The organism is Aeromonas sp. MTB (genome assembly GCF_056632455.1).
In genome coordinates this window covers 2,950,169-2,974,407 of the sequence record NZ_CP147026.1, presented here as the reverse complement: position 1 = coordinate 2,974,407, position 24,239 = coordinate 2,950,169, and the positions used below count along the sequence as shown (strand labels likewise).

Below are 24,239 nucleotides of genomic sequence, written 5' to 3'. Positions count from 1 at the left end.
CATGAGAGTTCATCGTGAGCCGCCCCCCTTGAGCGCCGGATTGATCCGCGCCGGCAGCCAGAGCGCCAGCAGATAGATAACGAGCGGCAGCAGCAGTTGCAGCAGACCGTAGAGCCCCGCCAGCCGCCGGTTGAGGCCGCTGCCGATGGCCACCGCTTCCGTGGTGATGGTGACCACTCTGCCAGCCCCAAACAACAGGGTTGGCAGATACTGGGCCAAACTCACCGCCGCCCCGACGCCGAAGGCAAACAGCAGCGGGCGCGCCAGCAGCGGCGCTTTCACCTGCCACCAGGCTCGCCATGGCGTAGCCCCCAGCAGCAGGGCGCTCTGGGTGATCCGCGGATCGAACTGGCGATAGGGGCCGTGCAGGCAGAGATAGACATAGGGAAAGACGAACAGCAGCTGGCTCCAGAGCACCCAGCCCCAGCCAATGCCGCTGCTTATCGAGTCATGCGCAAGCCAGTCCAACCCGAGCCGGATGCCAAATAGCAGGCTTGCCTGCGGCAGCAACAGCGGCAGGCAGATAAGCCAGAGCGGCCAGGGGCGGCGGCTGGCTTGTGCCTCAAGACTGCACACCGCCATCATCAGTGCCAACAAGCCGCTCACCAGCGCCAGCAGCGCGCTGGTTCCCAGCAGTGGCAGCAGGGTTGGCAGCAGATCCAGCCAGTAGTGACTGCTCCACTGGCTGGGCCAGAGGGCGGGAAAGGGCCAGCGGCGCGCCAGCGACCAGAGCAGCAGGGCCGCCAGCACCGCCAGATTGAGGGTGATCAGCGTCAATGCAACGCCTGCTGCGAGCCGGTTGGCAAAGAAGTGGGACGCTGCCCGTTTGCCATTGAGCCAGCAACCTTTGCCCATCTCTTGATGAAGCCACTCCAGTAATCTGAGCATGGCAATGAGCAACGCCGTGATAGCGAGCAAAAGCAGGGCGCCGCTGGCGGTGGCACCGCGCCAGAGTAGATCCGGGTCCTGATACCAGAGCCACAGCCGTACCGCCAGCGGGGCGGGGGCATCGGGCCCGAGCAGCTGGGCGAGATCCACCACCGCCACTCCGTAGGCCGCCACCGCATAGATGGGCAGGCGCAGGGCAGGCCAGAGGGCGGGCAGCAGCAGGCGCCACCAGATCTGGGGGGCACTGAAACCGAGGCTCGCCCCCAGCCACTGCTGGCGTGCCAGCTGGATGGGTTGCTGTGCGGCCATCGCCATCAGCAGCAAAAAGGGGGTCTCCTTGAAAACGAGCAGTGCAATCAGCCCAAGCCCCAGAGGGTCCCGAATGGTCTGCCAATCGGGAGGCAGTTCAAGTCCGGTCAGAGCTGGCGAGACGAGCCGCAGCAGCCAGCCGGAGGGGGCGAGCAGAAAGGCAAAGCCGATGGCAAAGGCGACATGGGGCATGGCCAGCATGGGCGAGAGCAGACGACGGAGCAGCCCGAAAACCCGGCTGTTGCTGTGGGCCAGCAGCAGGGCGGTCAACAGCAGACTACCGAGGGTGGAGGCGGCGCCAATCCACAGACTCAGCGCAGCTGAGTGCCAAAGACCGGGTTGGGCGAGCAGCAAGGCGAGATGAGAGGCGGCCATCCCCTCCGCCAGCAGTTGCCACAGTCCCGCCAGCAATGGGATGACGAAGATCGCCAGATAAATGACCGCCATCCCCGTACTCATACTGGGGTGGCGTGTCAACCGGCGCCACGGTCGGGAGCGGGAAAGCGGGTGACCAGCGGCACTCATCAGTGACCGTAACGCTCGGCCCAGGCCGCTTCCAGCTTGAGCTGCCAGCTGGGGTGAGGCTCGGCTACCGCTTTGAAGCGCAGTGCCGGTTGCCCTTTGGCGGGATCAGGCAGCGCATCGGCCCGCAGCACGCTGGGATCACCCCAGAAGGCCGGATTGGCTTTTCGTGCCTGCGCCGCCGGGCTCAGCAGGAAGTTGGCCACCACCTTGGCACCCGCACGGGCACTGGCGTTGAAGGGGATGGCGAGAAAATGGCTGTTGGTGAGCGCCCCTTTCTCCATGGCGACCGCTTCCACACTGGGGGGCAGGGCGCCAATCTGGGCAGCGCTCTGCGCCTCCTGCGGATTGAAGCTGATGGCCATGGCCAGTTCGCCATCATCGAGTAGCTGGCGGGTTTCGGCGGCGCTGGTGGGGAACAGTTTGCCCTTGCGCCAGAGTGCCGGATGCAGCTCATCGAGCCAGGCCCAGAGCGGGGCGGTGAGCTTGGCAAAGTTGCTCTCAGTCGCCTCCCGATAGAGGGGGGCGGGGTTTGGCGTTAACTCCAGCAGGATCTGCTTGAGAAAACTGGAGCCATGGAACTGGGGCGGCTTGGGGTAGGTGAAGCGACCGGGATGGGCCTTGGCCCACGCCAGCAGGGCTGCAGCCGAGGTGGGCGCTCTGGCGACCTCTTCGGTGTCGACCATCAGATTGAGCTGGCCGATGCCCCAGGGGGCTTCCAGCCCTTCCACCGGCAGGGTGAAGTCCTCACTTACCGGCAGGGTGCTGTCTACCTGCGCCATGTTGGGCAGCTCGGCGGTAAAGGGTGCACCGAGCAGCCCCTGCTCCTTGAGCGCCTTGAAGTTCTCGCCGTTGACCCAGAGCAGGTCGATGGGGCCGCCAGCTTGCTTGCCCGCCTGCTTGTTGGCCAGCAACTGGCTGACGCTCTGGGCGATGTCATCCACCTTCACCTGCACCAGCTTGACCTGATAGTCGCGCGCCAGCTCCTGCCCGGCCCACACCAGATAGGCGTTGATCTCCGGGCTGCCGCCCCAGGCGTTGAAGTAGACGGTCTGTCCCTTCGCCTCCTCAAGGGTCCGTTGCCAGTTATCGTCTGGGTTGGCCGCCAACAGCGGGCCGCTGGCGAGCAGGGGCAGGGCGCACAGCAGGGCGTTTAGCCGCTGTTTGAGCTGTGAGTTGAGTTGTGAGAATGGCTTGAGCATAAACGTTTACCTGATTGTCAGGCGCCACGGCGCCAGCGGTGATAACGGGCCAGCAACGCCAGCACCCGGGTGGGCTGGTGGGCCCGTTTCCATTCACCCGCCACGTATTTGTTCCCCTCCATCAGGGTGGGGTAGGCGTGAATGGTGCCGAGGATCTTGCCTAGGCCGAGGCGGTGACGCATGGCGAGCACGAACTCGGCAATTCGCTCACCGGCGTGAGTGCCCACTATGGTGGCGCCAAGGATAGTATCCTTGCCCGGCACGGTCAGCACCTCGACAAAACCGTGGCGCTCCCCATCGGCGATGGCGCGATCCAGCTCGGCCAGCTCGAAGCGGGTCACCTCGAAGGGGATCCCCTGCGCCTCGGCCTCCTTGCGATTGAGGCCGACCCGGGCAATCTCCGGCGTGGTGTAGGTGGCCGCCGGAATGACCCGATAGTCGGCCCGAAAGCGCTTGAACTGGCCAAACAGGGCATTGACCGCCGCATACCAGGCCTGATGGGCTGCGAAGTGGGTGAACTGGTAAGGGCCCGCTACGTCTCCCACCGCCAGTATGCTGGGGAAGTTGGTGGCAAGGAAGCCATCGACCGCTATGGTGCCGCGGGGGGCAAGCTCGACTCCCAACGCTTCGAGCCCGAAGCCGCTCACATTGGCGACCCGACCCAGTGCCAGCAGCAGTTGATCCCCTTCCACCACTTGTGTCTCATCGCCCCGGCGCAGTTGCAGCCGGATGGGGAGATCCCCCTCGGCGGCGGGCAGATAGTCGGCTCGTTCGGCACGCCAGCCGGTGAGTAGCTGTACGCCATCGCGGCTCATCTGCCCGGCCAGGGCGTCGGCTACCTCTCTCTCTTCGCGGGGCAGCAGTTGCTCCGAGAGTTCCACCAAGGTCACGGGAATGCCGAGCAGGGCGAAGCTCTGGGCCAGCTCGCAGCCGATGGGGCCACCGCCCAGCACCAGCAGGTTGCGCGGCGGGGTGCGCAGCTGCCAGAGGCTATCCGAGGTGAGGTAAGGCACCTGATCCAGCCCCGGCAGCTTGGGCACCAACGGTCGGGCGCCGGTGGCGATAACGATATGGCGGCTGGCAAGGCGCTGGCCGTTAACCTCCACCTCCCAGGGAGAGACCAGCCGCGCCTCCCCTTCGATGCATTCCACTCCAAGCCCCTGATAGCGTTCGATGGAGTCGTGGGGCTCGACCTCCTTGATAACCTCCGCTACCCGCTCCATCACGGCGGCAAAATCGGCGCGGGAGTGGCTTGGGCTAAAGCCCAGCTCGTCGGCTTTACGCTGCTCTGCGGCAAAGCGGGCGCTGCGGATCAATGCCTTGGAGGGGACACAACCGCTGTTGAGGCAATCTCCCCCCATCTTGTGCTTCTCGATGAGCGCCACTTTGGCCTTCACCGCTGCCGCGATATAGCTGGTAACCAACCCACCTGCACCGGCACCGATCACCAGCAGGTTGTAGTCATAGCGAGCGGGTTTGCGGTAAGGGGCGAGCAGGCGCCGCTGCGCGAGGTATGTAGTCAATTTCTTGACCAGCCAGGGCATCAGCCCCAGCAGGGTCAACGCGACCATCAGGCCGGGGGAGAGGATATTGCCTGTGCTGGTTAACTGGCCAAGCTCGCTCCCTGCCAGCACATAGACGAAGGTGCCGGGCAGCATGCCAAGCTGGCTGACCCAGTAGTAGGTGCTGACTCTGATGGGGGTGAGCCCCATCAGCAAATTGACCAGAAAGAAGGGAAAGATGGGGATGAGGCGCAGGCTCAGCAGATAGAAGGCCCCCTCCTTCGCCATGCCGGAGTGAAAGGTGGCCAGCTTGTCGCCAAAGCGGGCGGTGACCCAGTCGCGCAGCAGAAAACGGGCGCTGAGAAAGGCCAGGGTCGCGCCTAGGGTGCTGGCGAAGGAGACCAGCAGCAGCCCCCAGCCGACGCCGAACACAGCGCTGCCACCCAGGGTGAGCAGGCTGGCACCGGGCAGGGAGAGGGCGGTGCTCAGCACATAGATAAGCACGAACAGCAGGCTGGCCGAGACAAAGTGGCTGTCGACCCATTGCGCCACTGCCGCCTGCTGGGCCTGCAAGGCGTCCAGAGTGAGGTAACGACCGAGATCGAGGGCAAAAAAGGTGCCGATAAGGCTCCCCATCACCAGTGCAAGCAGCAGGCGGGTCCGGTTCATCAGGCGTCCTTGCTGTCGGGCTGGGCAGGACGTTCCGGTTGCACCGGTAGCTGGCAGAAGCCCTGCGGCGCGATATCGAGGGCAGCGTTGAACTTGGCCGACATGTTCTGAAAGGCGATAAGGCCGGTCAGCTCCACCATGGCATCGTCATCGAACCAGGGTTTGAGGCGGGCCGCCTGCTCATCGCTCACCCCATCGAGGCCAGTCATCGCTTCGGTATAGTCGAGCACTGCTTTCTCCCGCTCGTCGAACAAGGGGCTTTCGCGCCAGTTGGCCAGCGCCTCCACCTTCTCGCTGGAGCCAGCTCTCTTTACCAGGGTCATGGCGTTGATGTCGACGCAAAAACGACACCAGTTGAGCTGGGAGACCCGCACCGTCACCAGCGAGCGCAGCACGGGATCGATGGGGGAGCGCTTGCGGTTGATGACGCCGTAGAGGGTGGCGACGGCTGCAAAGAGGCGCGGCGAGCGGCCCCAGCATTTGCCCGGAATAAGCACCTGACCATAGTTGCGCTTTTGCAGCCAGAAAAAGGGGCGGATAAACCAGGCATATTCCCGGTCGGGTTTGACCTCAACGCGCATCAGTTACCTTCTTGTTGTTTCACTCTTACGGTTTCAAATTGGGTTTGTAGGCTTGGCCCAACCGCTCGTTCAGGCGGGTCAGGAAATCCTCGATCCGCGCCCGGTTGGTGCCCAGATCGCTTTGCCCCTGACGGGAGGCTGATCGCATATCGATGCGGGTCTCTTTGGGGCCAGCAAAGACCCGCAGCGCCACATCATCCTGAAAGCCGAACCAGCCGGTGGTGACCACCGCATCCAGACCGTTGGGGCTGGGTCGTACCTGCCAGCCCAGCTCCTGCATCAGCTCCTCAGCCTCAATAACCACCTCTTCGGGGGCGGTATGGGTAAAGAGAGGACCGGGTTTTGCCTCAACTGCTTTCAGCGGTGCGCTATTTATTGGCAGATCCTGCGCCGTTCTGAGCTCTGCTGCCCAGCGTAACTGGGGGGGATTGTAGGGATCTGTGCTCACATCGTTGATCAGCGGCATCCGCAGCGCCTGTGCCACAAAGGTCAGCGGCAGCAGCAGTGGCAAGGCGCCAAGGCCGCTGGCGTAGCGGTTGCGGCTCCAGGGCAGACGCACCAGCAAGATCAGGGAGACAAGGGCTCCGATGAGACAGATCGCAAAACCGATCCACCAGGGCCAGAGATGAAAGCGGCTGCCGAGGGCGCCAGCGAGCGGGAGTAACCAGGCCAGCAGGGGCCACAAGCAAGAGCGGGGCATAGCACGGGATCCATCGTCGAATGTGGACAATGCCGAGAAGGATAAACTTAATTGCCTGATAACGTTAGTAAATTGATGAGAGTTTGGCGTGGTTTTGGTCAGTTTTGCGAGGGAGATGCAGAGGGAGGTGAAGCCCGCCTGACGGGAGCTTCACCGAGAAGATGGTCAGTTGTGATGACTTAGTTGCGATAGAGCACTTTGATCAGATGGAAGCCGAACTTGGTGCGCACCGGCCCCAGCACCTTGAGCAGTTCACCCTTGAAGACGGCATCGTCAAAGGGCTTGACCATATCCCCTTTATTGAACTCCCCCAGATCGCCGCTGCGTTTTGAGGAGGCGCAGGTGGAGAAGCGCTTGGCCATCTGGCCGAAGTCGGCTCCCTTCTCGATCTTCTCCTTGATCTCCAGACACTGTTTTTCGGTCTTGACCAGAATGTGCTGGGCACAGGCTTTTTTCATCGGGGCGCTCCTGGGAGTGATGGCGAAGGTTGTTAACGCCAAGGGTGGTAGCAAATCGGGGCGCAAGAGTACCCCAATTTGCCACCGGCGTCAGCCATCACATCCCGCCATTTACCGGCGCTCGTCAGCCCTGTTATTGGCGAGCGCGGGTGGCCAGCATGGCGCTGGGACGCGCTTGCCATATGATCTCCAGACCGAGCAGGGCGTAGAGGCTCCAGATGGCCAGCGGATTGAGCCACTCTCCCCCCAGTTGCAGGGTCATCAGGGCGCAACCTGCCAGCAGCAAGGTGATGCCCGGCAGCCGCCAGTGGACGGGCAGGGGGGCCAGCAGCGCCATCGCCAGCAAAATGCCGAGGCCAAACGGCAGGTTCAGGGCGGTAAAGGCCAGCGCCTGCTGGCCACTCATGCCGGTCAGCAGGGCCAGCAGGGCGCTGCAACAGGCGAGAAAGGTGATGAACTCGAGACGATCGGCAATATAGTCAGCCATCTGTTCGCTACGTGCATGCATGATGTGTCTCCTTCAGTTGATGGTTCAAGTGTGAGGGAGGGACGTCTGCAAAGGCAGCGGGATAATTCGATTGCGCTGAACGAGCAATTCTTAATCACCCGCTACGGCGTGTGCCGGGCCTGTTAAACGGTGATGGTGGGGCGATGCCGACAAACTCTGTCGTGGTGGGTTTCTGGTGGTAAAGAGAGGGGGAGAGGTGATAAATGGTGCCTGACGATGGGGTGAAGCATGTTTAGGGCAGGTCAGCTCGCCCCCATCGGGAAAGCGGGCACCGTCATTGTCACCAAAATGTGTGATTTATGGTCAACCTCTTAAAAGATATGGCGAATTTGCCAATGGCGCCGCGCTGTCGCTGGCCGACGCCTATGTTAGGATAAGGTTCGCCATTTTTCTGGCGCGCATTTTTGTGTCACGGCCATGCACGGCATGGCGTGCTGCGCCGCATTCGGGGTTGGCCCGAAAGGGCGCTGGTTTCCTTCACCACAGATTCAGGAATATTGACCTTTGACAGGATGCATTTCATCCCTGCTGGCAGGGCGTTCACTGTCCGGCCCTGCGTTTCGCCGCGGCCTGCGGGTACTGGGGGTGGGCCTGTTGCTGTCGCTGCTGGCTTCGCCCGCGTTTGCCGCCAAGCTCACCTATCAGGTCAAGGGGTTGAAAGGGGAGAACAAGGATAACGTTGAAGCCTACCTCAATGCCCTGCCGGTCTATCAGGAGCGGCAATACCGTCCGGCCCGCGCCAAAATCACCGAGAGCGTGCAAAAGGCGCTGCAGGTTTATGGCTACTACCAGCCGAAAATCACCCTGAGCCGCGACAAGAAGACTCCGTCCAAAGTGGTGATTGAGGTGGACAAGGGGGAGCCGGTCATCGTCTCCCGCCTCGATATTCTGCTGGAGGGGGATGCGGGCAGCGACGAGCTTTACAGCGCCCTGCTGGACAAGTTGCCCCTCAAAGAGGGGGAGCCCCTCAACCACGCCAAATATGAATCCATCAAGGCGGATCTCGGCAGCCTCGGGCTGGCCCGCGGTTACTTTGATGCCAAGCTGAGCAAGAGTCAGGTCAAGGTGTTCCCGGACAAGGGGACGGCGGAGATCTTTATTCTGTTCGAATCGGGCCATCGCTACCGTTTTGGCGAGATCCGCTACGATGCCACCCCCGAAGCGCTTCACCTTATTCGCCCGCTTATCAACATCAAGAGCGGCGACCCCTATCTCGCCATCCGTCTGGCCGAGATGTCGCAGGATGTCTCCTCCACCAAGCTGTTCCGTCAGGTCGATATCAAGCCGGTATTGAGCGAGGCGAGCAACTATCGGGTGCCCATTGCGGTGACGCTGGATAACCGGGTCGATCACGAAATCGAGACAGGTATCGGTTACGCCACCGACGTAGGGCCGCGGATGAGTGCCACCTGGGAGAAGCCCTGGGTCAACCGCTACGGCCACCGTCTCTTTGCCACCGCCAAGGTGTCGGCGCCGGAGGCCGAGCTCAGCTTCGACTACCAGATCCCGGTGGGTAACCCGCTGCGGGACTACTACTCCATCCAGACCGGCTACCAGTACAAGGACAACAACGATACCCGCTCCGATCTCACTACCATCGGTGTGCACCGCTGGACGCGGCGGCCGGAGAGCTGGGATCGGGACGTCTTTATCCGGCTGGAGAACGAGATCTATACCCAGGGCGCCGACGAGGGGAACAGCTTGCTGTTGATCCCCGGGGTCTCCTGGTCCCGACTGCGGGTGCGCGGCACTCTGGTGCCCGATTGGGGGGATCGCCAGCAGCTGACGCTGGAGTTCTCCGATCCCAGATGGGGTTCCGACATCAGCTTTATGCGGGTGTGGGGGCGCAGCAAGTGGCTGCGTACCCTCGGCGATAACCACAGATTCCTGATGCGGGCAGAGCAGGGGGCCATTATAGGTGACAGCTTCTCGCTGGTGCCGCCGTCTTTGCGTTTCTTTACCGGTGGCGATCAGACGGTGCGCGGCTTTGGTTACGAGAGCATCTCCCCCACCGGGCCGGATGGCAAGCTGACCGGTGGCCGCTACACCAGCGTGGCCAGTCTGGAATACAACTACCGCTTCAGCGAGAAGTGGCTGGGGGCCATGTTTGTGGATGGCGGCACCTCCACCACCGATTACAGCGAACCCTGGAAAATAGGTACTGGCGTCGGTGTGCGCTGGGTCACCCCCATCGGTCAGGTCAGGCTGGATCTGGCGGTCGGGGTATCGGAGGAGGACAAGCCCTTGCGGCTGCATTTCGCATTGGGGCCTGAATTATGATGTTGTCTAAACGCTTTTTTCTTTGGCCGCTGCGGCTGTATCTTGCGCGGGGGTCTGCATTGTGATCTGGCTAAAACGCATTTTTCTTTGGCTGATGGGGCTGGTGTTCCTGCTGCTCATCGGTGTCAGCCTGCTGGGCTTTACCCATCAGGGCAACAAGTGGCTGTGGCAACAGGCCAAGGGGGCGCTGCCCTCCCTAAAGGGAGAGCTGGTGGCCGGTCAGCTTGGTTATGGCTGGACCCTGGAAGGGGTCGGCTGGCAGGATGAGCTGGTGGATGTAACGGTGGATCGCGCCGTGCTCGACTGGGATCTTGGCAAACTGCTGCAGGGCAAACTCTGGATCAAATCGCTTGAAGTGACTCATCCGGTGGTGAAGGTGGCCGACTCCGAGCCTGCACCGGAAGAGCCGTCGGAGCCTTTTGTCTGGCATCCGCTCCCCCTCAAAATTCAGGTCGACAGCCTCAAGGTGGCCGATCTCGATCTGGCGCTGCCCGGCGTGGCAGTGACCCTGGGGTCCCTCGATATCGGCGCCACCCTCAACCGCAAGGGGCTGATTGTACGCGGCCCGGTGCTCGATAACTTGAAGGTGACGCTGGACGACGCGGCGCCCGCCAGCGCAGCCAAATCCGCCAAGCAGCCAGCCGCTAACGAGAAACAAGCCGGAGCTGCGGTGGCGCGCAACGACAAGGCCAGCGCCGAGACAGCCAAACAGGGCAAAGGGGCGCCAGTTGCAAAAACTGCAAAGGCAACCCCCATTCTCCTGCCCGTCATTCATCTTCCTTTCCCCATTCAGCTGGAAGGGGTCAGCGCGACCCGGGTGCAATATAAGCAGGGCGAGCTGATTGAAGGGCTCGACAAGCTGCTGCTCTCGGCTACCGCCGTCGATGATCGCATCGAGGTGCGCGAGCTCTCGCTGCGCCACGCCATGGCCGATCTGGAGCTCAAGGGACACATCCAGCTCAGTGACGACTACCCGCTGGCGGTGACGCTGGATGCCAAGGCCCGCAAGGGGCTGCTGGATGGCGAGTTGCAGGGTGAGCAGGCCACGCTGGCGCTGAGCGGTTCGGTCGGCAAGCTGGGGCTGGTGTTGTCGGCCAAGGGGCCGGTCGCCGCCAATCTCAAGGGCTCGCTGGCAGCCCTCGACCCGGATCTCCCTTTTGATTTGACCCTCGACTGGAAGAGCCTCGGCTGGCCATTTCATAAGGCTGCCAAAGATGAGCCGAGCTATCGGCTGGACAAGGGGAGCCTGACTGCCAAGGGCAAGCTCTCCGGCTATCAGTTTGCCCTCAATACCTCCGGCAAGGGAACCGATGTCCCCCCTTCAAGCTCGCGCTGGACGGGAAGGGGGATCTGGAGCGGCTCAGCAAGATCGCCTTGCAGCTCAACGCCCTCAAGGGGAGCTCAAGCTCGATGGCAAGCTGGCATGGAACAAGGGGATCGAGTGGCAGGGGACCACCCTGTTCAAGGGGATCAATCCGGCCGAGCTGCTGCCCGAGCTGAAAGGGACGCTGGACCGGTGAGCTGGAGAGCCGTTTCGTGATGAACGAAGTGGGCCACTGGGAGCTGAAACTGCCCAAGCTCAAGGTGGATGGCAAGCTCAACCAGTACCCGCTGGCCCTCAAGGGGAGCTTAGCGGCAACGACAAGATGGAGTGGCTGATCCCGGCGCTCTCGCTGCAAAGTGGCCCTAACCAGTTGCAGGCCAAGGGCAGTATAAGCAGCGCCCAGTGGAAGCTCGATGCCAACCTGCAGGCTCCCCAGCTGGGGGCATCTATCCTGGCCTGAAAGGGGATATCAAGGGGCAGGTGAAGGTCAGTGGCAATCAGCAGACGCCAAAAATCGATGCGGATCTCGCCTCCGAGCGGCTCTACTATGCCGGCACCGACCTGAAGGGTATTAGCCTCAAGGGCAATGCGGTGATCGGCGCCAAACCGGCCGGTGAGCTCGCGTTGTTGGTGGCGCAGCTGAAACAGGGGGAGACCAAGCTCAGCCAGCTGGCCCTGAACCTCAGCGGCGATATCAGTCAGCATCTGTTGACCCTGACCATGAAGGGTGACCCTGTTGCGGCCAATCTCAAACTGGGTGGCGGCGTGCGCGGGGATCACTGGCGCGGGGCGCTCTCCGAGTTGCGGCTGAAAACCCCGCTGCGCCGTTGGGACTTGAGCTCCCCCTGGGCGCTGGATCTCGATCTGCCGCGTCAGCGGCTGGCGATGGGGGATCTCTGCCTCGGCTCCCAGGGTGCCAGCCTCTGCGTCAAGGGGAGTCAGATTTCCGCTGCCCAGGGGACTCTGGAGTTTGCCCTGAGCGAGTTTGATCTCAAGCGGCTGCGCCCCTGGTTGCCGGACAACTTCCGCTGGCAGGCGATGCTCTCGGCCGATGGCCGCGCCAGCTGGCGTGGTAATCAGCCGACCCTGCATGCGGTGGTACGCACCACGCCGGGCACTTTTGTGGCAGATGGTCTAAAGACCGACTATCAGCAGCTGGCTTTGGCCCTTGATTTCGAGCGGCAGCAGGCGGCCATTCGCCTCGATTTTGCCTCCAAACAGATCGGCAATATCGATACCGATCTACTGATCAGGGAGCCCGCCGGTCGCGGTCTGCTCGGCGGTCAGCTCAAGTTTGACGATCTCAAGCTCAATACCTTCGCGCCGCTCATCCCTGAGGTGCGCTCCCTGCAAGGGATCATCTCCGCCGATGCCCGCTTCGACGGCACCCTGGCGGCGCCCCTGCTGTTTGGCCAGCTCAACCTGCGTGACGGTGAGGTGCAGACCCACTCTGACATGGTGACCCTGACCAAGCTGGTGACCCGCCTCAAGATCGAGGGAAATCGCGCCGAGCTGGATGGCTCCATGCTGGTTGGCAAGGGGCCGCTGGCGTTGGGCGGCTGGCTCAGCTGGGCCAAGATGCCGGTCAGCGGCAGCCTCACCATTCAGGGCAAGGATCTGGAGGCGCAATATCCGGGCATGGGCCGGGTCAGAGTCTCGCCCGATATCGCGGTGTCGCTGGGGGAGGAGACCCGCATTACCGGTCAGGTGGATATTCCCTGGGCGCGCATTCTGGTCAAGAGCTTGCCGGATTCGGCGGTGGCGGTCTCAGACGATGTGACCGTGGTCTATGACGATCTGCCCCCGGCTCCCAAGCAGGCCAGCCTGCCGCTGGCGATGAAGGTGGCGATCCGCCTTGGCAACGATGTGAAGCTCGATGCCATGGGGCTGAAGACCGATGTCTCCGGTGGCCTCAATATCCGTCAGGATCCCGAGAAGCCGCTGGCTGGCAATGGCCAGCTGGTGCTGACCAACGGCCGCTTCAAGGCTTACGGTCAGAACCTCATCATCAAGGAGGGGCGGATCCTCTTCTCCGGTCCGCTGGATCGGCCGTTCCTCAACATCGAGGCCAACCGGGATCCCGATACCATCGAGGGTCAGGTGACGGTCGGGGTGCGGGTGACTGGCCCTGCCAGCAAGCCGGAGATCACTGTCTACTCCGAACCGCAGATGGCGCAGTCGGAACAACTCTCCTATCTGCTGCGCGGCAAAGGGTTGCAGACCGGCGGTGAGGATGGCGGTTTCAACGGTCTGCTGGTGGCCGGTGCGGTGAGTCAGGCCAATGGCGTGGTGTCGAGCATCGGCGAGTCGCTGGGGATGAGCGATGTTTCCCTCGATACCGCGGGCAGTGGCGACAACACCCAGGTGACTCTGTCGGCCTATCTGCTGCCGGGCTTGCAGTTCCAGTACGGGGTCGGGGTTTTCAGCCCCATCGCCGAATTCAAGCTGCGCTACGAGGTATTGCCACGGCTCTATCTGCAGGCGATGAGCGGGGTGGCTCAGGCGGTCGATATCTTCTATCGCTTTACTCTGTAACGCTTCATTCCGTAACAGGGCTGATATGAACGTAAACGGGAGGCGCAGGCCTCCCGTTTTTTTATTGCGCGATCGGCTGCAGGTAAATGGCGATAAGGGACTGGAGGGTAGAGGAATAACGGATTGGGCAGACCAGAAATGCGAAAACCCGGCACCAGGCCGGGCTTTCTGAATTATGGTGGAGGGAGAAGGATTCGAACCTTCGAAGGCAGAGCCGTCAGATTTACAGTCTGATCCCTTTGGCCGCTCGGGAACCCCTCCACGGGGTATTGCTTCAACTTGTCGCACTTGAAATGGTGGAGGGAGAAGGATTCGAACCTTCGAAGGCAGAGCCGTCAGATTTACAGTCTGATCCCTTTGGCCGCTCGGGAACCCCTCCACAAGTGCGAGGCGCATACTAACAGATCTTCCGGTTTTGTGAACCCCCAAGCAGGATTTTTCCATTAAAAGAATTGGATTTGTGGCCGATAACCAGTGAAATCGCCATTTTCGAGAGTTATCTCATGCTGCCCAGTTCAATCCGTAATCACCTGCTCGTCGATGAGGGCCAGTTGGGGCAGCGCCTCAACCGTGACCTGCAACATGGCGATCGGGCGGATTTCCGGTTGCATCTGGCCCTGCTGACCGATGCGGTGGAGGAGCAGCCCTGGTTTGATGCCAAACCGGCGGCGACTCCCCAGAGCCGTGACTGGCGTCTGCACTTTGAGCTGAGACCGGCAGAGGTGCTGGTGGCTGAAGGGGCGGGGAGTGACTGCAGTGCCATCAATGAGCGGTTGCAGCAAGGGGGAAGCATGGTGGATGTACGGCTCTGGCTGGCGCTGCAAACACCGCCGCTGGCGGTCAAACAACCGCTGCTGGATGAGGCTGTCTACGACAACCTGTCGCCGCTGGCGCGGGAGCGGTTGCAAGGAAAGCTGGCCGATGTGCCGAGGCAGGAGGATCCGCTGGTATTGCTGCCGATCCTCGATCGTTTGCAAGAGGGGGTGGATACCCGGTTGCACTGGCTCAGTTGATGGCGCTTGTTCACTGACGTAACGCGATGCTTGTCGGCAAATCACAGGCAACAAAAAGGCGGGTGACCCCGCCTTTATGCTCTTTGGAATTTTTAGCCTTGCGGCATGCTATCAAGCGTCAGCTTCATCCGGTTGCGGCTGCTCTTTGAGGGCTGCATTGGCACGACGGGCAATCGGCTTTTCGGTGTGACGGTTGAGTTGGCGCTCCAGTTTTTGCCCCAGTTCGTTGATGGCGGCGTAGAGATCCTCATGCTCTGCCTGGGCAAACAGTTTGCCGTTGGGGATGCCAGCACTGGCTTCGACAGTGAACATCAGACGCTCTTTGGAAACAATCACATGGGGTGTGATGAGAGGCACCTGAAGACGTTCGAGCTTTTCAAAACGGGATTCGATGCGCTCGCGGATAGCCGGGGTGATGTCGATGATTTTGCTGGTAATTTCGATTTTCATATTGGCCCCCTTCGGGTCGTCTTGCTTGTGTCTTCACCTTCAGATTACTCATTGGTAAAGATTGAAATGTGATCTATGTCACATAACCTTCCCTTGGCTATTCAGCAACTTATAAATTGTGATCTTTTCCGGTTTCGTGCCAAAAACAGCTTGAGCTCCATGAAACTGGCAGGCAGTATGACGGGAATAGGATCGTTTCTGTCCCTTCTTGGCAGCACTTCGTGTCGACCTCATGTCCGGTTTCCACTGCTTGATATCGCATGTTTGTACTCTTCCCTCGCAACCTCTGATCTCATGAGCGGATGCAGGGGGCGTTGCTATGCCTGATTGGACATCAAACGTGGTTGGTTGTTGTGTTGGAGTGGTAAATGAAGCAGCAGGCCACGCAAGTCATGTGGTTTTTCGATCGGCAACATGATCAGTGGAGTCTCTCTGATCAGGGGGCCTACCAGCAGTGGCAAGGGGAGGGCAATCATCCCTGGGCCGCTCGCCTGTTACCGGAAGACGAGGCAGGCTTTGCCGACTTTCTTGTCCGGCTTCATGAATCACATCTGCCTGAACAGTTCATCGGTCATCTGAAAGATGATCAGGGGCAGCTCAACCATGTGCTCTGGAGCGGCCAGTTTGTGCCCACCCAGCAGATCTGCTGTGGCTGGCTGGCCCCTCTTGATACCGCTAACAGTGCAGTATCCTCTCTCAACCTCTCTTTGCCGTTGCTGCAAACCACCCTGCTCACCCAGTTGGCGCAGGCGCTCTCTGCCCGCACCGGGCTCGATTTCTTCAATACCCTGGTCAGCCAGCTGGCCCATATCCTCAAGGTGGATGCGGTCTGGGTGGGGGAGTTGTGCGGTGCCGACCGGGTCAAAGTGCTGGCCGCCGACGGGCTGGCGCTGAAGGACTATCCGCTGGCGGGTTCCCCCTGTCAGGAGCTCTACAAGCAAGGGGCCATCTGTTTCGAGGTGATCGACGAGTCGCAGGAGTATCAACCCTGGCTGGCGGCCGGGCAGACTTATTATGGTCAGCCGCTGTTTGATGCCAGAGGCCAACTTCTGGGCCATCTGGCGCTGCTCTATTCGGCCCCGGCAGATACCAGCAATCTCACCTCGGTGCTCAATACCTTTTCGGTACGGATGGTGGCCGAGCTGGAGCGATTGCAATCCGATGCCCAGATGCGGCTCTCTGCCGTTGCATTCGAGACCCACGAAGGGATCATCATTACGGATCCGGGGTTCAAGATCCTGCGGGTCAACAACGCCTTCAGCCAGATCACCGGCTTTGACAGCCAATCGGTGCTGGGCCTGCATCTGGAAGAGGATCTCTGGCCCAATCTGGGTGGGCTCGGTTACGAGCTCAATACCCTCAGCCGCTGGCAGGGGGAGACCCAGCGTCGCCATGTCGATGGTCACACCTATCCCCAGTGGGAGATAGTGACGCCGGTGCAGGACGAGAAGGGGGTGATCAGCCACTTTGTCATCTGCTTCGAGGATATCTCCGAGCGCAAGGCGGCCGAGCGACGCATTCAGGATCTCGCCTATTACGACGAGCTGACCGGATTGCCCAATCGCCGTCAGCTCCACGAGACTCTGGTGCAGACCTTCAACGAGGCGACCCGCGATGGCTTGATTGGCGCGCTGCTCTTTATCGATCTCGACCACTTCAAGACCATCAACGACTCCCTCGGCCACGCCACCGGTGACTGGTTGCTCAAGGAGGTCGCCGCCCGTCTCAAACGGTTGGTGCGACAGGGGGATTGTCTGGCGCGCCTGGGTGGAGACGAGTTTGTATTGCTGCTGCCATCGCTCTCGGCCAGCCCGCCCCAGGCGGAGATGCAGGCCGATATCATTGCCGAACGGCTTATCACCGAGATTGCCGCTCCTTATACCTATGTGGGGCAAGTGCTGCACATCGGCGCCAGTGTCGGCATTACCCTGTTTCCGGATCGGGAGCAGGGGGTCGATGATCTGCTCAAGCAGGCGGATACCGCCATGTATCAGGCCAAGTCCGCTGGCCGCAAGACCCGTCGCTTCTTCGATGCCTCGATGCAGCAGCAGGCGGATCGCCGTCTGCTCATTCACAACGAATTGCGCAACGCCCTCAGCCAGCAAGAGCTGACCCTCTACTATCAGCCCCAGCATATGGTCGATGGCGGCGATATCATTGGTGTCGAGGCGCTCATTCGCTGGCAGCCGGCCGGTCGCTCGCTGGTCTCACCGGCCGAGTTTATTCCCATCGCCGAGGAGACGGACCTGATTGTCGATATCGGCAACTGGGTGCTGCACGAGGCATGCGCCCAGTATGTGCTGTGGGAGGAGAACGGCATCCACATTCCGCAGATCTCGGTCAACGTCAGTGCCAAGCAGTTCCATGCCACCGATTTTGTCGAGCGGATCCACGATGTGTTGGCGCAAACTGGCATGGACCCGGCCTGCCTCAATCTGGAGATCACCGAATCTGTGGTGCTGGGCCATGCCGAGGACACCATCAGCAAAATGACCGAGCTCAAGGAGCTCGGCATCAGCTTTGCCATCGACGATTTTGGCGCCGGTTACTCCTCCCTGAGCTACCTCAAGCGGCTGCCTGCCGATGAGCTCAAGATCGACCGCTCCTTCATTCAGGACATCCCGAAAGATGGCGACAACATGGCCATCGTCGAGGCGGTGATCGCCATGGCGCGACATATGGGGTTCAACGTCACGGCGGAAGGGGTGGAGTCCCGTCAGCAACTGGAGTTTCTCAAGGCGCAGGGGTGCAGTTTCTATCAGGGCTATCTCGCTTCCAAGCCGCTGCCGGTGCCCTATCTGGAGAAATATGTACAGCGGCTGACCAGACCGGAGCAACTGCGTGAAATGCAGCTGAGCGAGTCAGAAAAATAGTCCCTGCTCCCCGCTGTAGCGCTGCCCGGCAACGGGTAGAATGAGAGGCAGTAGACCCACCGCCACCGGGCGGTGTATTGCCCTCAATGGAGATGTTCAGTGAAAGCTGTATGGGGAATTGTTTTGTCGGCGCTGTTTGTGCCGACCCTGATGGCGCAGACTGCCGACCAGACGCTCTACCGTCAGGCGTATGACGCCGTACGGGCCAATGATCAGGCCCGTTTCCAGCAAATTCGTGCCCGTTTGACCCATTACCCCCTGCTCCCTTACCTCGATTACTATCAGCTCGCCTTTCGTCCGGGGGCGGCCGATTACAACGATGTGACCCGCTTTATCCGCCAGCATGGAGATACCCCCCAGTCCAACCGGCTGGAGCGCAGCTATCTGACCTATCTGGCCCAGAGCCAGCAGTGGTCGCAGTTCCTGCGCTTCTATCCGGCCAAGCCGAGCTCCACCGATCTGCTCTGCATGCACTATCAGGCGCTCTATTACACCGGCAAGCCGAAAGAGGCGTTGCAGGGGGCGGGCAAGATCTGGATGAGCGGTCAATCCCGTCCCGATGCCTGCTCCCCGCTATTTCAGCTGTGGCAGGCATCCGGTCAGCGAACTCAGGAGAAGATCTGGCAGCGGATGACGCTGGCGTTCGAGGCGGAAAACCCCAATCTGATCCGCCATCTTGGCGCGACCCTGGGGAGTGGCTTGCAGAGCTATGGCGATCAGATGGTGACCCTGTTCGAACAGCCAGCCAAGGCGATGAACCCGGCCTATTTCAGCAGCAATCCCTATTCCCGCAAGCTGCTCTCCCTCGGTTTGACCCGCTATGCCAATCAGGAGCCTGAGTCGGTGCTGCGCCAGCTTGCGCTGTTTCGCAGCCGTTTCGGCCTGACCCAGGCCGAGGTGAAACCGGTAGAGCGTGCCATTGCCCGCCGCCTGCTGCTGGATCGCTCCATTGCCCAGCGCAGCTGGGTCGACAGCACGGTGAAAAAGCTGGCGGATCCCGACATTACCGAGCTGCGGGCGCGACTGGCCATCTGGGAGCAGGATTGGCGTGGCCTCTCCGGCTGGGTGAAGATGATGCCGATGGCCCGTCAGAAAGAGGATCGCTGGCGCTACTGGATGGCGCGCTCCCTTGAAGTGCAGGGGCAGCAAAAACCGGCGCGGGATCTCTATCTGGAGACCGCCAACCTGCGCGGTTTCTACGGCTTTATGGCCGCCCAGCGCACCGGGGTGCCTTATCGCATCAAGAACCAGAGCGTCAAGCATGTACCGGACTGGCGCACGGCCAGTCAGCGCTGGCCCTTCCTGTTGCGGGTGCGCGAGCTGCTGTCGATGAACGAGATTGCGGCGGCCCGCTCGGAGTGGATCCACAACATGGATCGCAATCCGGTGGCCCAGCGCATCGAGTTTGGTCATATCGCCCTCAATCAGGGTTGGCACGAGCTGGCCATTCTCGCCAGCATTCGCGCCGAAGCGTGGGATGCCCTCGACCTGCGCTTCCCGCTGCCGCTCAAACGCACCTTCTCCCAGATGGCGCAAGAGCGCACCATGAACACCAGTTTGCTCTACGCCATCTCCCGTCAGGAGAGTGCCCTCTATCCGCTGGCACAGTCGCCGGTGGGGGCGCGCGGTCTGATGCAACTGATGCCTGCTACTGCCAAAGAGACAGCCGGCAAGCTGGGGGTGCCCTATCGCAACGAGCAGCAACTGTTTGATCCGACGATGAATATTCGTCTGGGAAGCGCCTATCTCAAACGCTTGCTGGATGTCTATGATGGCAACCGGATCCTGGCGGCGGCCGCCTACAACGCCGGGCCGGGACGGGTAAAACGCTGGCGAGAGCAGAGTGACAACAAGCCGATGGACGTGTGGGTCGAGAGCATCCCCTACAAGGAGACCCGCAACTACGTGCAAAACGTGTTGTCGTTCGATCTCATCTATCAGCACAAGCTGCAGCAGCCGCTGCGCTTCATGTCAGAGCGGGAGCTCAATCACGCCTATTGAGTCGGGGGCCGCCAGCCGGCTCCTGTTTTCAAATTTCCCTGCTGCCGGGTATCATCGGGTAAGGTTTTGTTACCAAAGGAAACATGCCTAGTGACCTGGCTCCGGGAATTGCATCAGGCCGCAGGGTATACTCGGGCGTCGGCACCGACAGGTTCCCCCACAATAAAGGAATGGATAGTGGCAACGATTAAAGACGTTTCTCAGCTGGCAAATGTGTCTATCTCCACCGTGTCGCGGGTTATCAACAACACGGCACAGGTAGCACCGGAAAAGCGTGAGGCCGTACTGGCGGCCATGAAGGAACTGAATTTTCGACCCAACAGTTTTGCCCAGGCACTGGTCAGCAAGCGTTCCAACTGCATTGGCGTGCTGGTTGGCGACCTCTGCGGCGGCCCCTTCTTTGCCCAGATGATGCGTGGCATCGAAACCATGGTCGATCAGGCCAACAAGTTCACCATCGTCATGTCTGGCAACCACGATATCGCGCGCGAGCGTCACGCCATTCAGGCGCTGCTGCAGCGCCAGTGCGATGCGCTGATCCTCCACAGCAAGGCGCTCCCTGACGAGGAGCTGAGCGAGCTGGCGGCTGGCTCTACCCCCATCGTGTTCATCAACCGTCAGGTGCCGGGCGCGGAAGATCGCTGCGTCTGGCTCGATAACCAGGCGGGGATCACCACCGCGTGCCAGCACTTGCTGGATGCCGGTCATCGCAACATCGCCTTTATCACCTCCGATGATGAAGAGTTTGTCGATGGTCAGCAGCGGATGGCCGGTTACACCCAGACCCTGGCCAGAGCCGGGATCGCCTTTGATCCTGCTCTCGTCAGCCGTGCCTATGCCGACGAAAATGGCGGCTATGTGGCGATGAGTGAACTGCTGGCCCGTGGCGTCGAGTTCACGGCCGTGCTCGGTTTCAACGACGGTATGGTGGCGGGGGCGATCTCTTGCCTGCTGGAGCGGGGTTACAAGATCCCGCAGCAGGTGTCGGTGGTGGGGTTCGACGATATCCCCTACGCCCGCTACATCTATCCCAAGCTCACCACGGTGCGCTACCCCATCGAGGAGATGGGCAGCCGCGCTGCTGAGCTGGCGCTGCGCCTGCTCGATCACAAGCCGGTAGACGGCCTGGCGCTCAAGTTTGAAGCCCAGCTGGTGGAGCGGGAGTCAGTCGCCTGACGTGCGTCAAACAGTGAACAACAGTGTGGCCCCATCGGGGCCACACTCTTTTCTGCGTTATCTGAATAATCCGCTATTTATCCCGCCAGGGCGATCCGCTGCTGGCGGCGCGCCTCCACCCCTTCTGCCAACATATCGAGCAACTGCCTTGTCTGTTCCCAGCCGATGCAGCTATCGGTGATCGACTGGCCGTAGCGCAGCGGTTTATTGCCGATATCCTGATGCCCTTCGCAGATAAAACTCTCCACCATGATGGCGGCGATGGCATGGCTACCAGCACCCAGCGGGTCGGCAATGTCACGGGCAACCAGCAGCTGGCGGGCATGCTGCTTCTGGCTGTTGCCGTGGCTGCAATCGATCATCAGCCGGGGTGACAGATGATGCTGGCGCAGCAGCTCGCCAGCCTCTGCCACATGACTGCTCTGATAGTTAGGCTGGCGGCCACCGCGCAGGATCAGGTGGCAGTCGGGGTTGCCATGGCTGCGCACCAGTGCCAGCTGGCCATCACCGGAAGGTTGGGTATAGAGGTGGGCTGCCCGGCTGGCGAGGATCGCCTCGACAGCGATCCGGATATTGCCATCGGTGCCGTTTTTAAAACCGATGGGGCAGGGAAGGGCCGAGGCCAGCTGACGGTGGAGCTGGGATTCGGTGGTGCGAGCGCCAATGGCACCCCAGCTGATGAGATCCCCCAGATAGAGCATGCTGGTGAGATCGAGAAATTCGGTGGCACAGGCGAGCCCTTCCTGTCCAAGGGCCAACAGTAACTCCCGAGCCTGGGATAGGCCCTTTTCCAGTCGATCGCTGCCATCGAGGTCGGGATCGAAGATAAATCCTTTCCAGCCGAGCGTCGTGCGCGGCTTTTCGAAATAGGTGCGCATCACCAGTTGCAGCTGCTCCCCGTATTGGCCCTGCAGTTCAGCGAGCCGGCCACCATAGTCGCGGGCGGCTGCCGGATCGTGAATGGAGCTGGGGCCGATCACCAGCAGCAGGCGGTCATCCTCTCCCTGCAGAATATGGCGGGCTTGCTGGCGGCTGCGAGCGATCTGGCGAGCGAGCCGTGCCGGACAGGGTTTGGCCTTTAACATCTCGTCAGGGGTGGGCAGGGTGGCAAGGGGTGAAGCATTCAGAAGTGAGGTGAACATGAGCGATCCTGATGAAAATGGAAATCTGCATGCTCTTTGCTGTCCAGTGGGGATCTTCCCCTTATTCTCTTGGTTAACAGAGCGCGGGCATGGGCCCGCGCTCTGTTATATCGGCCTTGGCTACCTTAGAAGCGGGCTGAGCCGCTGACGTAGTAGCTGCGACCCGGTTCGACGTTCTGGAAGACAGTATCTTTCTCTTGCAGGCGCACGTCGGTCAGGTTGTTGATCCCCAGTCGCAGGTCAAAGTTCTCGGTGACCTTGAAGCCGGTGCCGAGATCGAAGGTCTGATAGCTGGGCAGCTTGTGCAGTACGACAACCTTGTTGACGGTCTGCTCGGCAAACTGGGTGCCGGTGTAGGTGGTGCCGACAAAGGCATTGACCCGCTCGGTGGCCTGCCAGGTGATCTTGGCATTGGCCTTGTGCTCCGGTCGCTCGGGCAGAGCCTGACCCTGATCGCCTTCCGCCTTGAGGTAGGTGTAGTTCGCGCCAAGGTTGATATCGTCGGTCAGATCGAGCTTGCCGGTCAGTTCCAGCCCCTTGGTGGTGGCTTTCTCCAGGTTGTACCAAGTGCGGTCAGTGGAGTTCGGCAACTGCTTGAAGGTGAGCATGTCGTCGATGTCGGAGTAGAAGAGGGTGGCGCTGGTCTCCCAGATCCCTTCTCCTGCGATGACACCCAGCTCGTAGTTGGTGCTGGTTTCCGGCTTGACCTTGTCGCTGCCATAGATGCGGCAGCTGCCGCCGCAGCTCTCGATGCTGTAACCGCTGGAGTACTGGTGCGGCGCCGGTGCCTTGAAGGCCTGGCTGACACCGCCTTTCACTGTCACCACATCGTTCATCTCATAGACCAGATAGCCGCGCGGGGTGAAGTGGCTGCCGTAGATCTCGTGGTGATCGTAACGGCCGCCCAGCGTGAAGGTCAGGCTGTCGGTCAGGCCAATTTCGTCCTGGGCGAACAGCGCCTCCTGAGAGTGACTCTCCTTGCCGCCGATATCCTTGTAACTCACCGCATCCACCAGCTCCCGATCCAGATATTCACCACCCAGGGTCAGGTAGTGGTTGGCCAGCGCCAGGTTGGTGTAGCCCTTGAGGGTCAAGGTGTTCTCTTCCAGTTTGCGCTGCTGCGGGGCCGAGTAGCTGGTGTTGAAGTCATCGATCTGGGAGGTCTCGTAGTTGGCCATGACGGTGGTGTCACCCCAGCTCCAGTTCCCCTTGTGGGTCAGACCAAACAGGTTGCGATCGTTTTGCTGCTGGCGGCTGTGCACCTTGTTGCCGGTTTTGCGGAAGATATCGAGAGGCCGCTCATCCTGGTTGTAGAGGTAATCCAGCTCGAAGCGTTGCTGCTCATCCACCAGCCAGCTGAGGGTGGAGGCGAAGTTGCGGGTCTGCTTGGCTTCGATAAGGGGGATGCCGTCAGCGGCTTCGGTGGGAGTCCAGGCTTGACGGTCATACACCTCGCCGTTCATCCGGATCAGCAGGTTGTCGGTCAGCGGGCCGGTAAAGCCCAGGTTGGTTCTGTGCTGATCGCCGCCATCCTTGCCCTCGATGGCCTTGAAGTCGGCATCGGCCGCCCCTTGCCAGGTTTTGCCCGGCTGCTTGGTGATGATGTTGATGACACCACCGATGGCATCGGAGCCGTAAAGTGCCGACATGGGGCCACGGATCACCTCGACCCGCTGGATCATGCCAAGGGGCACGGGAGTGTTGTCGAAGTTGCCGCCGCGCCACAGGGCATTGGAGGAGGAGAGGCGTTTGCCATCTACCAGTACCAGGGTGTATTTGCCGGACATGCCGCGAATACCGATATCGCTGCGGCCATTGGTGTCAGCTTCAGCCTGAATGCCCACTTCGTGGCGCAGCAGGTCGGCAAGATCATTGACGGGCGCGGCGGCGATCTGTTCGGCCGTGATGACAGAGATAGAGGCCGGTGCCGAGCGGGTATTGTGCGCCGTGGTGGTGACGGTGATCACCTCATCGGCTTGAGGGGTGTTGCTGGCGGCGATCGCTTGCTGGGTCAGCAGAGTGACGATGGTGGTGGCCAGCAGGCTGGGAGCAATAAAACGGGAGGTTGAGGATTTCATTATTTACATCTTCCATAATATACAAATG

At 61.0% G+C, this 24,239-nt stretch carries 15 protein-coding genes, 2 tRNA genes and 1 pseudogene; 6 read left to right on the top strand and 12 right to left on the bottom strand.

What is annotated here, in order from left to right:
* Window positions 1-9: 9 nt before the first annotated feature.
* The 7 genes from WBR25_RS13605 to WBR25_RS13575 all read right to left on the bottom strand — a co-directional run bounded on the left by WBR25_RS13605 (window position 10) and on the right by WBR25_RS13575 (window position 7,339).
* Window positions 10-1,644: an ABC transporter permease gene (locus WBR25_RS13605; RefSeq protein ID WP_479748260.1), complete on the bottom strand. Its 1,635-nt coding sequence runs from the start codon at window positions 1,642-1,644 to the stop codon at window positions 10-12.
* A gap of 77 nt (window positions 1,645-1,721) precedes the next feature.
* Window positions 1,722-2,921, bottom strand: a complete 1,200-nt coding sequence (locus WBR25_RS13600; protein ID WP_479748258.1) for an ABC transporter substrate-binding protein — start codon at window positions 2,919-2,921, stop codon at window positions 1,722-1,724.
* A gap of 17 nt (window positions 2,922-2,938) precedes the next feature.
* Window positions 2,939-5,092 carry an FAD-dependent oxidoreductase gene (locus tag WBR25_RS13595; protein WP_479748256.1) on the bottom strand — a complete coding sequence of 718 codons (2,154 nt, stop codon included), beginning with the start codon at window positions 5,090-5,092 and terminating at the stop codon, window positions 2,939-2,941.
* On the bottom strand, window positions 5,092-5,673 hold the full coding sequence (locus tag WBR25_RS13590) for a carboxymuconolactone decarboxylase family protein (RefSeq protein WP_021231092.1): 582 nt from the start codon (window positions 5,671-5,673) through the stop codon (window positions 5,092-5,094). The genes WBR25_RS13595 and WBR25_RS13590 overlap by 1 nt, the downstream gene beginning before the upstream one ends.
* Before the next feature lie 25 nt (window positions 5,674-5,698).
* Entirely contained in the window at window positions 5,699-6,373 is a 675-nt protein-coding gene (locus WBR25_RS13585; protein ID WP_479748254.1) for a DUF1499 domain-containing protein, read from the bottom strand.
* Between the two features lie 179 nt (window positions 6,374-6,552).
* The gene (locus WBR25_RS13580) at window positions 6,553-6,831 is read right to left on the bottom strand and encodes a peptidylprolyl isomerase (RefSeq protein ID WP_033136755.1); all 279 of its coding nucleotides are present in this window, start codon (window positions 6,829-6,831) and stop codon (window positions 6,553-6,555) included.
* A 133-nt stretch (window positions 6,832-6,964) separates the two neighbouring features.
* Window positions 6,965-7,339 carry a hypothetical protein gene (locus WBR25_RS13575; protein ID WP_479748252.1) on the bottom strand — a complete coding sequence of 125 codons (375 nt, stop codon included), beginning with the start codon at window positions 7,337-7,339 and terminating at the stop codon, window positions 6,965-6,967.
* A 504-nt stretch (window positions 7,340-7,843) separates the two neighbouring features.
* Between WBR25_RS13575 and tamA the strand changes: the two genes are divergently transcribed.
* Window positions 7,844-9,619, top strand: a complete 1,776-nt coding sequence (gene tamA, locus WBR25_RS13570; RefSeq protein ID WP_005334265.1) for an autotransporter assembly complex protein TamA — start codon at window positions 7,844-7,846, stop codon at window positions 9,617-9,619.
* 61 nt (window positions 9,620-9,680) lie between these two features.
* Window positions 9,681-13,478: pseudogene (gene tamB, locus WBR25_RS13565) on the top strand (autotransporter assembly complex protein TamB).
* Between the two features lie 176 nt (window positions 13,479-13,654).
* Here the strand turns inward: tamB and WBR25_RS13560 are convergent.
* Together WBR25_RS13560 and WBR25_RS13555 are read right to left on the bottom strand one after the other, a co-directional pair.
* Window positions 13,655-13,739 (bottom strand) — tRNA-Tyr (locus WBR25_RS13560).
* A gap of 33 nt (window positions 13,740-13,772) precedes the next feature.
* Window positions 13,773-13,857 (bottom strand) — tRNA-Tyr (locus tag WBR25_RS13555).
* A 124-nt stretch (window positions 13,858-13,981) separates the two neighbouring features.
* Here WBR25_RS13555 and WBR25_RS13550 point away from each other — a divergent pair.
* Entirely contained in the window at window positions 13,982-14,491 is a 510-nt protein-coding gene (locus WBR25_RS13550; protein WP_069555313.1) for a VC2046/SO_2500 family protein, read from the top strand.
* 111 nt (window positions 14,492-14,602) lie between these two features.
* Here WBR25_RS13550 and hpf read toward each other — a convergent pair whose 3' ends face one another.
* Complete coding sequence (hpf, locus tag WBR25_RS13545; RefSeq protein ID WP_005334257.1) at window positions 14,603-14,941, bottom strand: ribosome hibernation-promoting factor, HPF/YfiA family; 339 nt, start codon at window positions 14,939-14,941, stop codon at window positions 14,603-14,605.
* 368 nt (window positions 14,942-15,309) lie between these two features.
* Here hpf and WBR25_RS13540 point away from each other — a divergent pair, with 368 nt between their 5' ends.
* The 3 genes from WBR25_RS13540 (at window position 15,310) to WBR25_RS13530 (ending at window position 20,991) form a co-directional block, all read left to right on the top strand.
* Entirely contained in the window at window positions 15,310-17,814 is a 2,505-nt protein-coding gene (locus WBR25_RS13540; protein WP_129504334.1) for a putative bifunctional diguanylate cyclase/phosphodiesterase, read from the top strand.
* Between the two features lie 99 nt (window positions 17,815-17,913).
* On the top strand, window positions 17,914-19,815 hold the full coding sequence (locus WBR25_RS13535; RefSeq protein ID WP_040066126.1) for a transglycosylase SLT domain-containing protein: 1,902 nt from the start codon (window positions 17,914-17,916) through the stop codon (window positions 19,813-19,815).
* A gap of 177 nt (window positions 19,816-19,992) precedes the next feature.
* A complete protein-coding gene (locus WBR25_RS13530) occupies window positions 19,993-20,991 on the top strand; it encodes a LacI family DNA-binding transcriptional regulator (RefSeq protein WP_005350588.1) in 999 nt (332 codons plus the stop codon).
* A 77-nt stretch (window positions 20,992-21,068) separates the two neighbouring features.
* On the opposite strand, the gene WBR25_RS13525 is transcribed toward WBR25_RS13530, so the two are convergent.
* Window positions 21,069-22,133: a 3-deoxy-7-phosphoheptulonate synthase gene (locus WBR25_RS13525; protein ID WP_479748248.1), complete on the bottom strand. Its 1,065-nt coding sequence runs from the start codon at window positions 22,131-22,133 to the stop codon at window positions 21,069-21,071.
* 125 nt (window positions 22,134-22,258) lie between these two features.
* On the bottom strand, window positions 22,259-24,211 hold the full coding sequence (locus WBR25_RS13520) for a TonB-dependent receptor domain-containing protein (protein ID WP_479748247.1): 1,953 nt from the start codon (window positions 24,209-24,211) through the stop codon (window positions 22,259-22,261).
* Window positions 24,212-24,239: the final 28 nt, after the last annotated feature.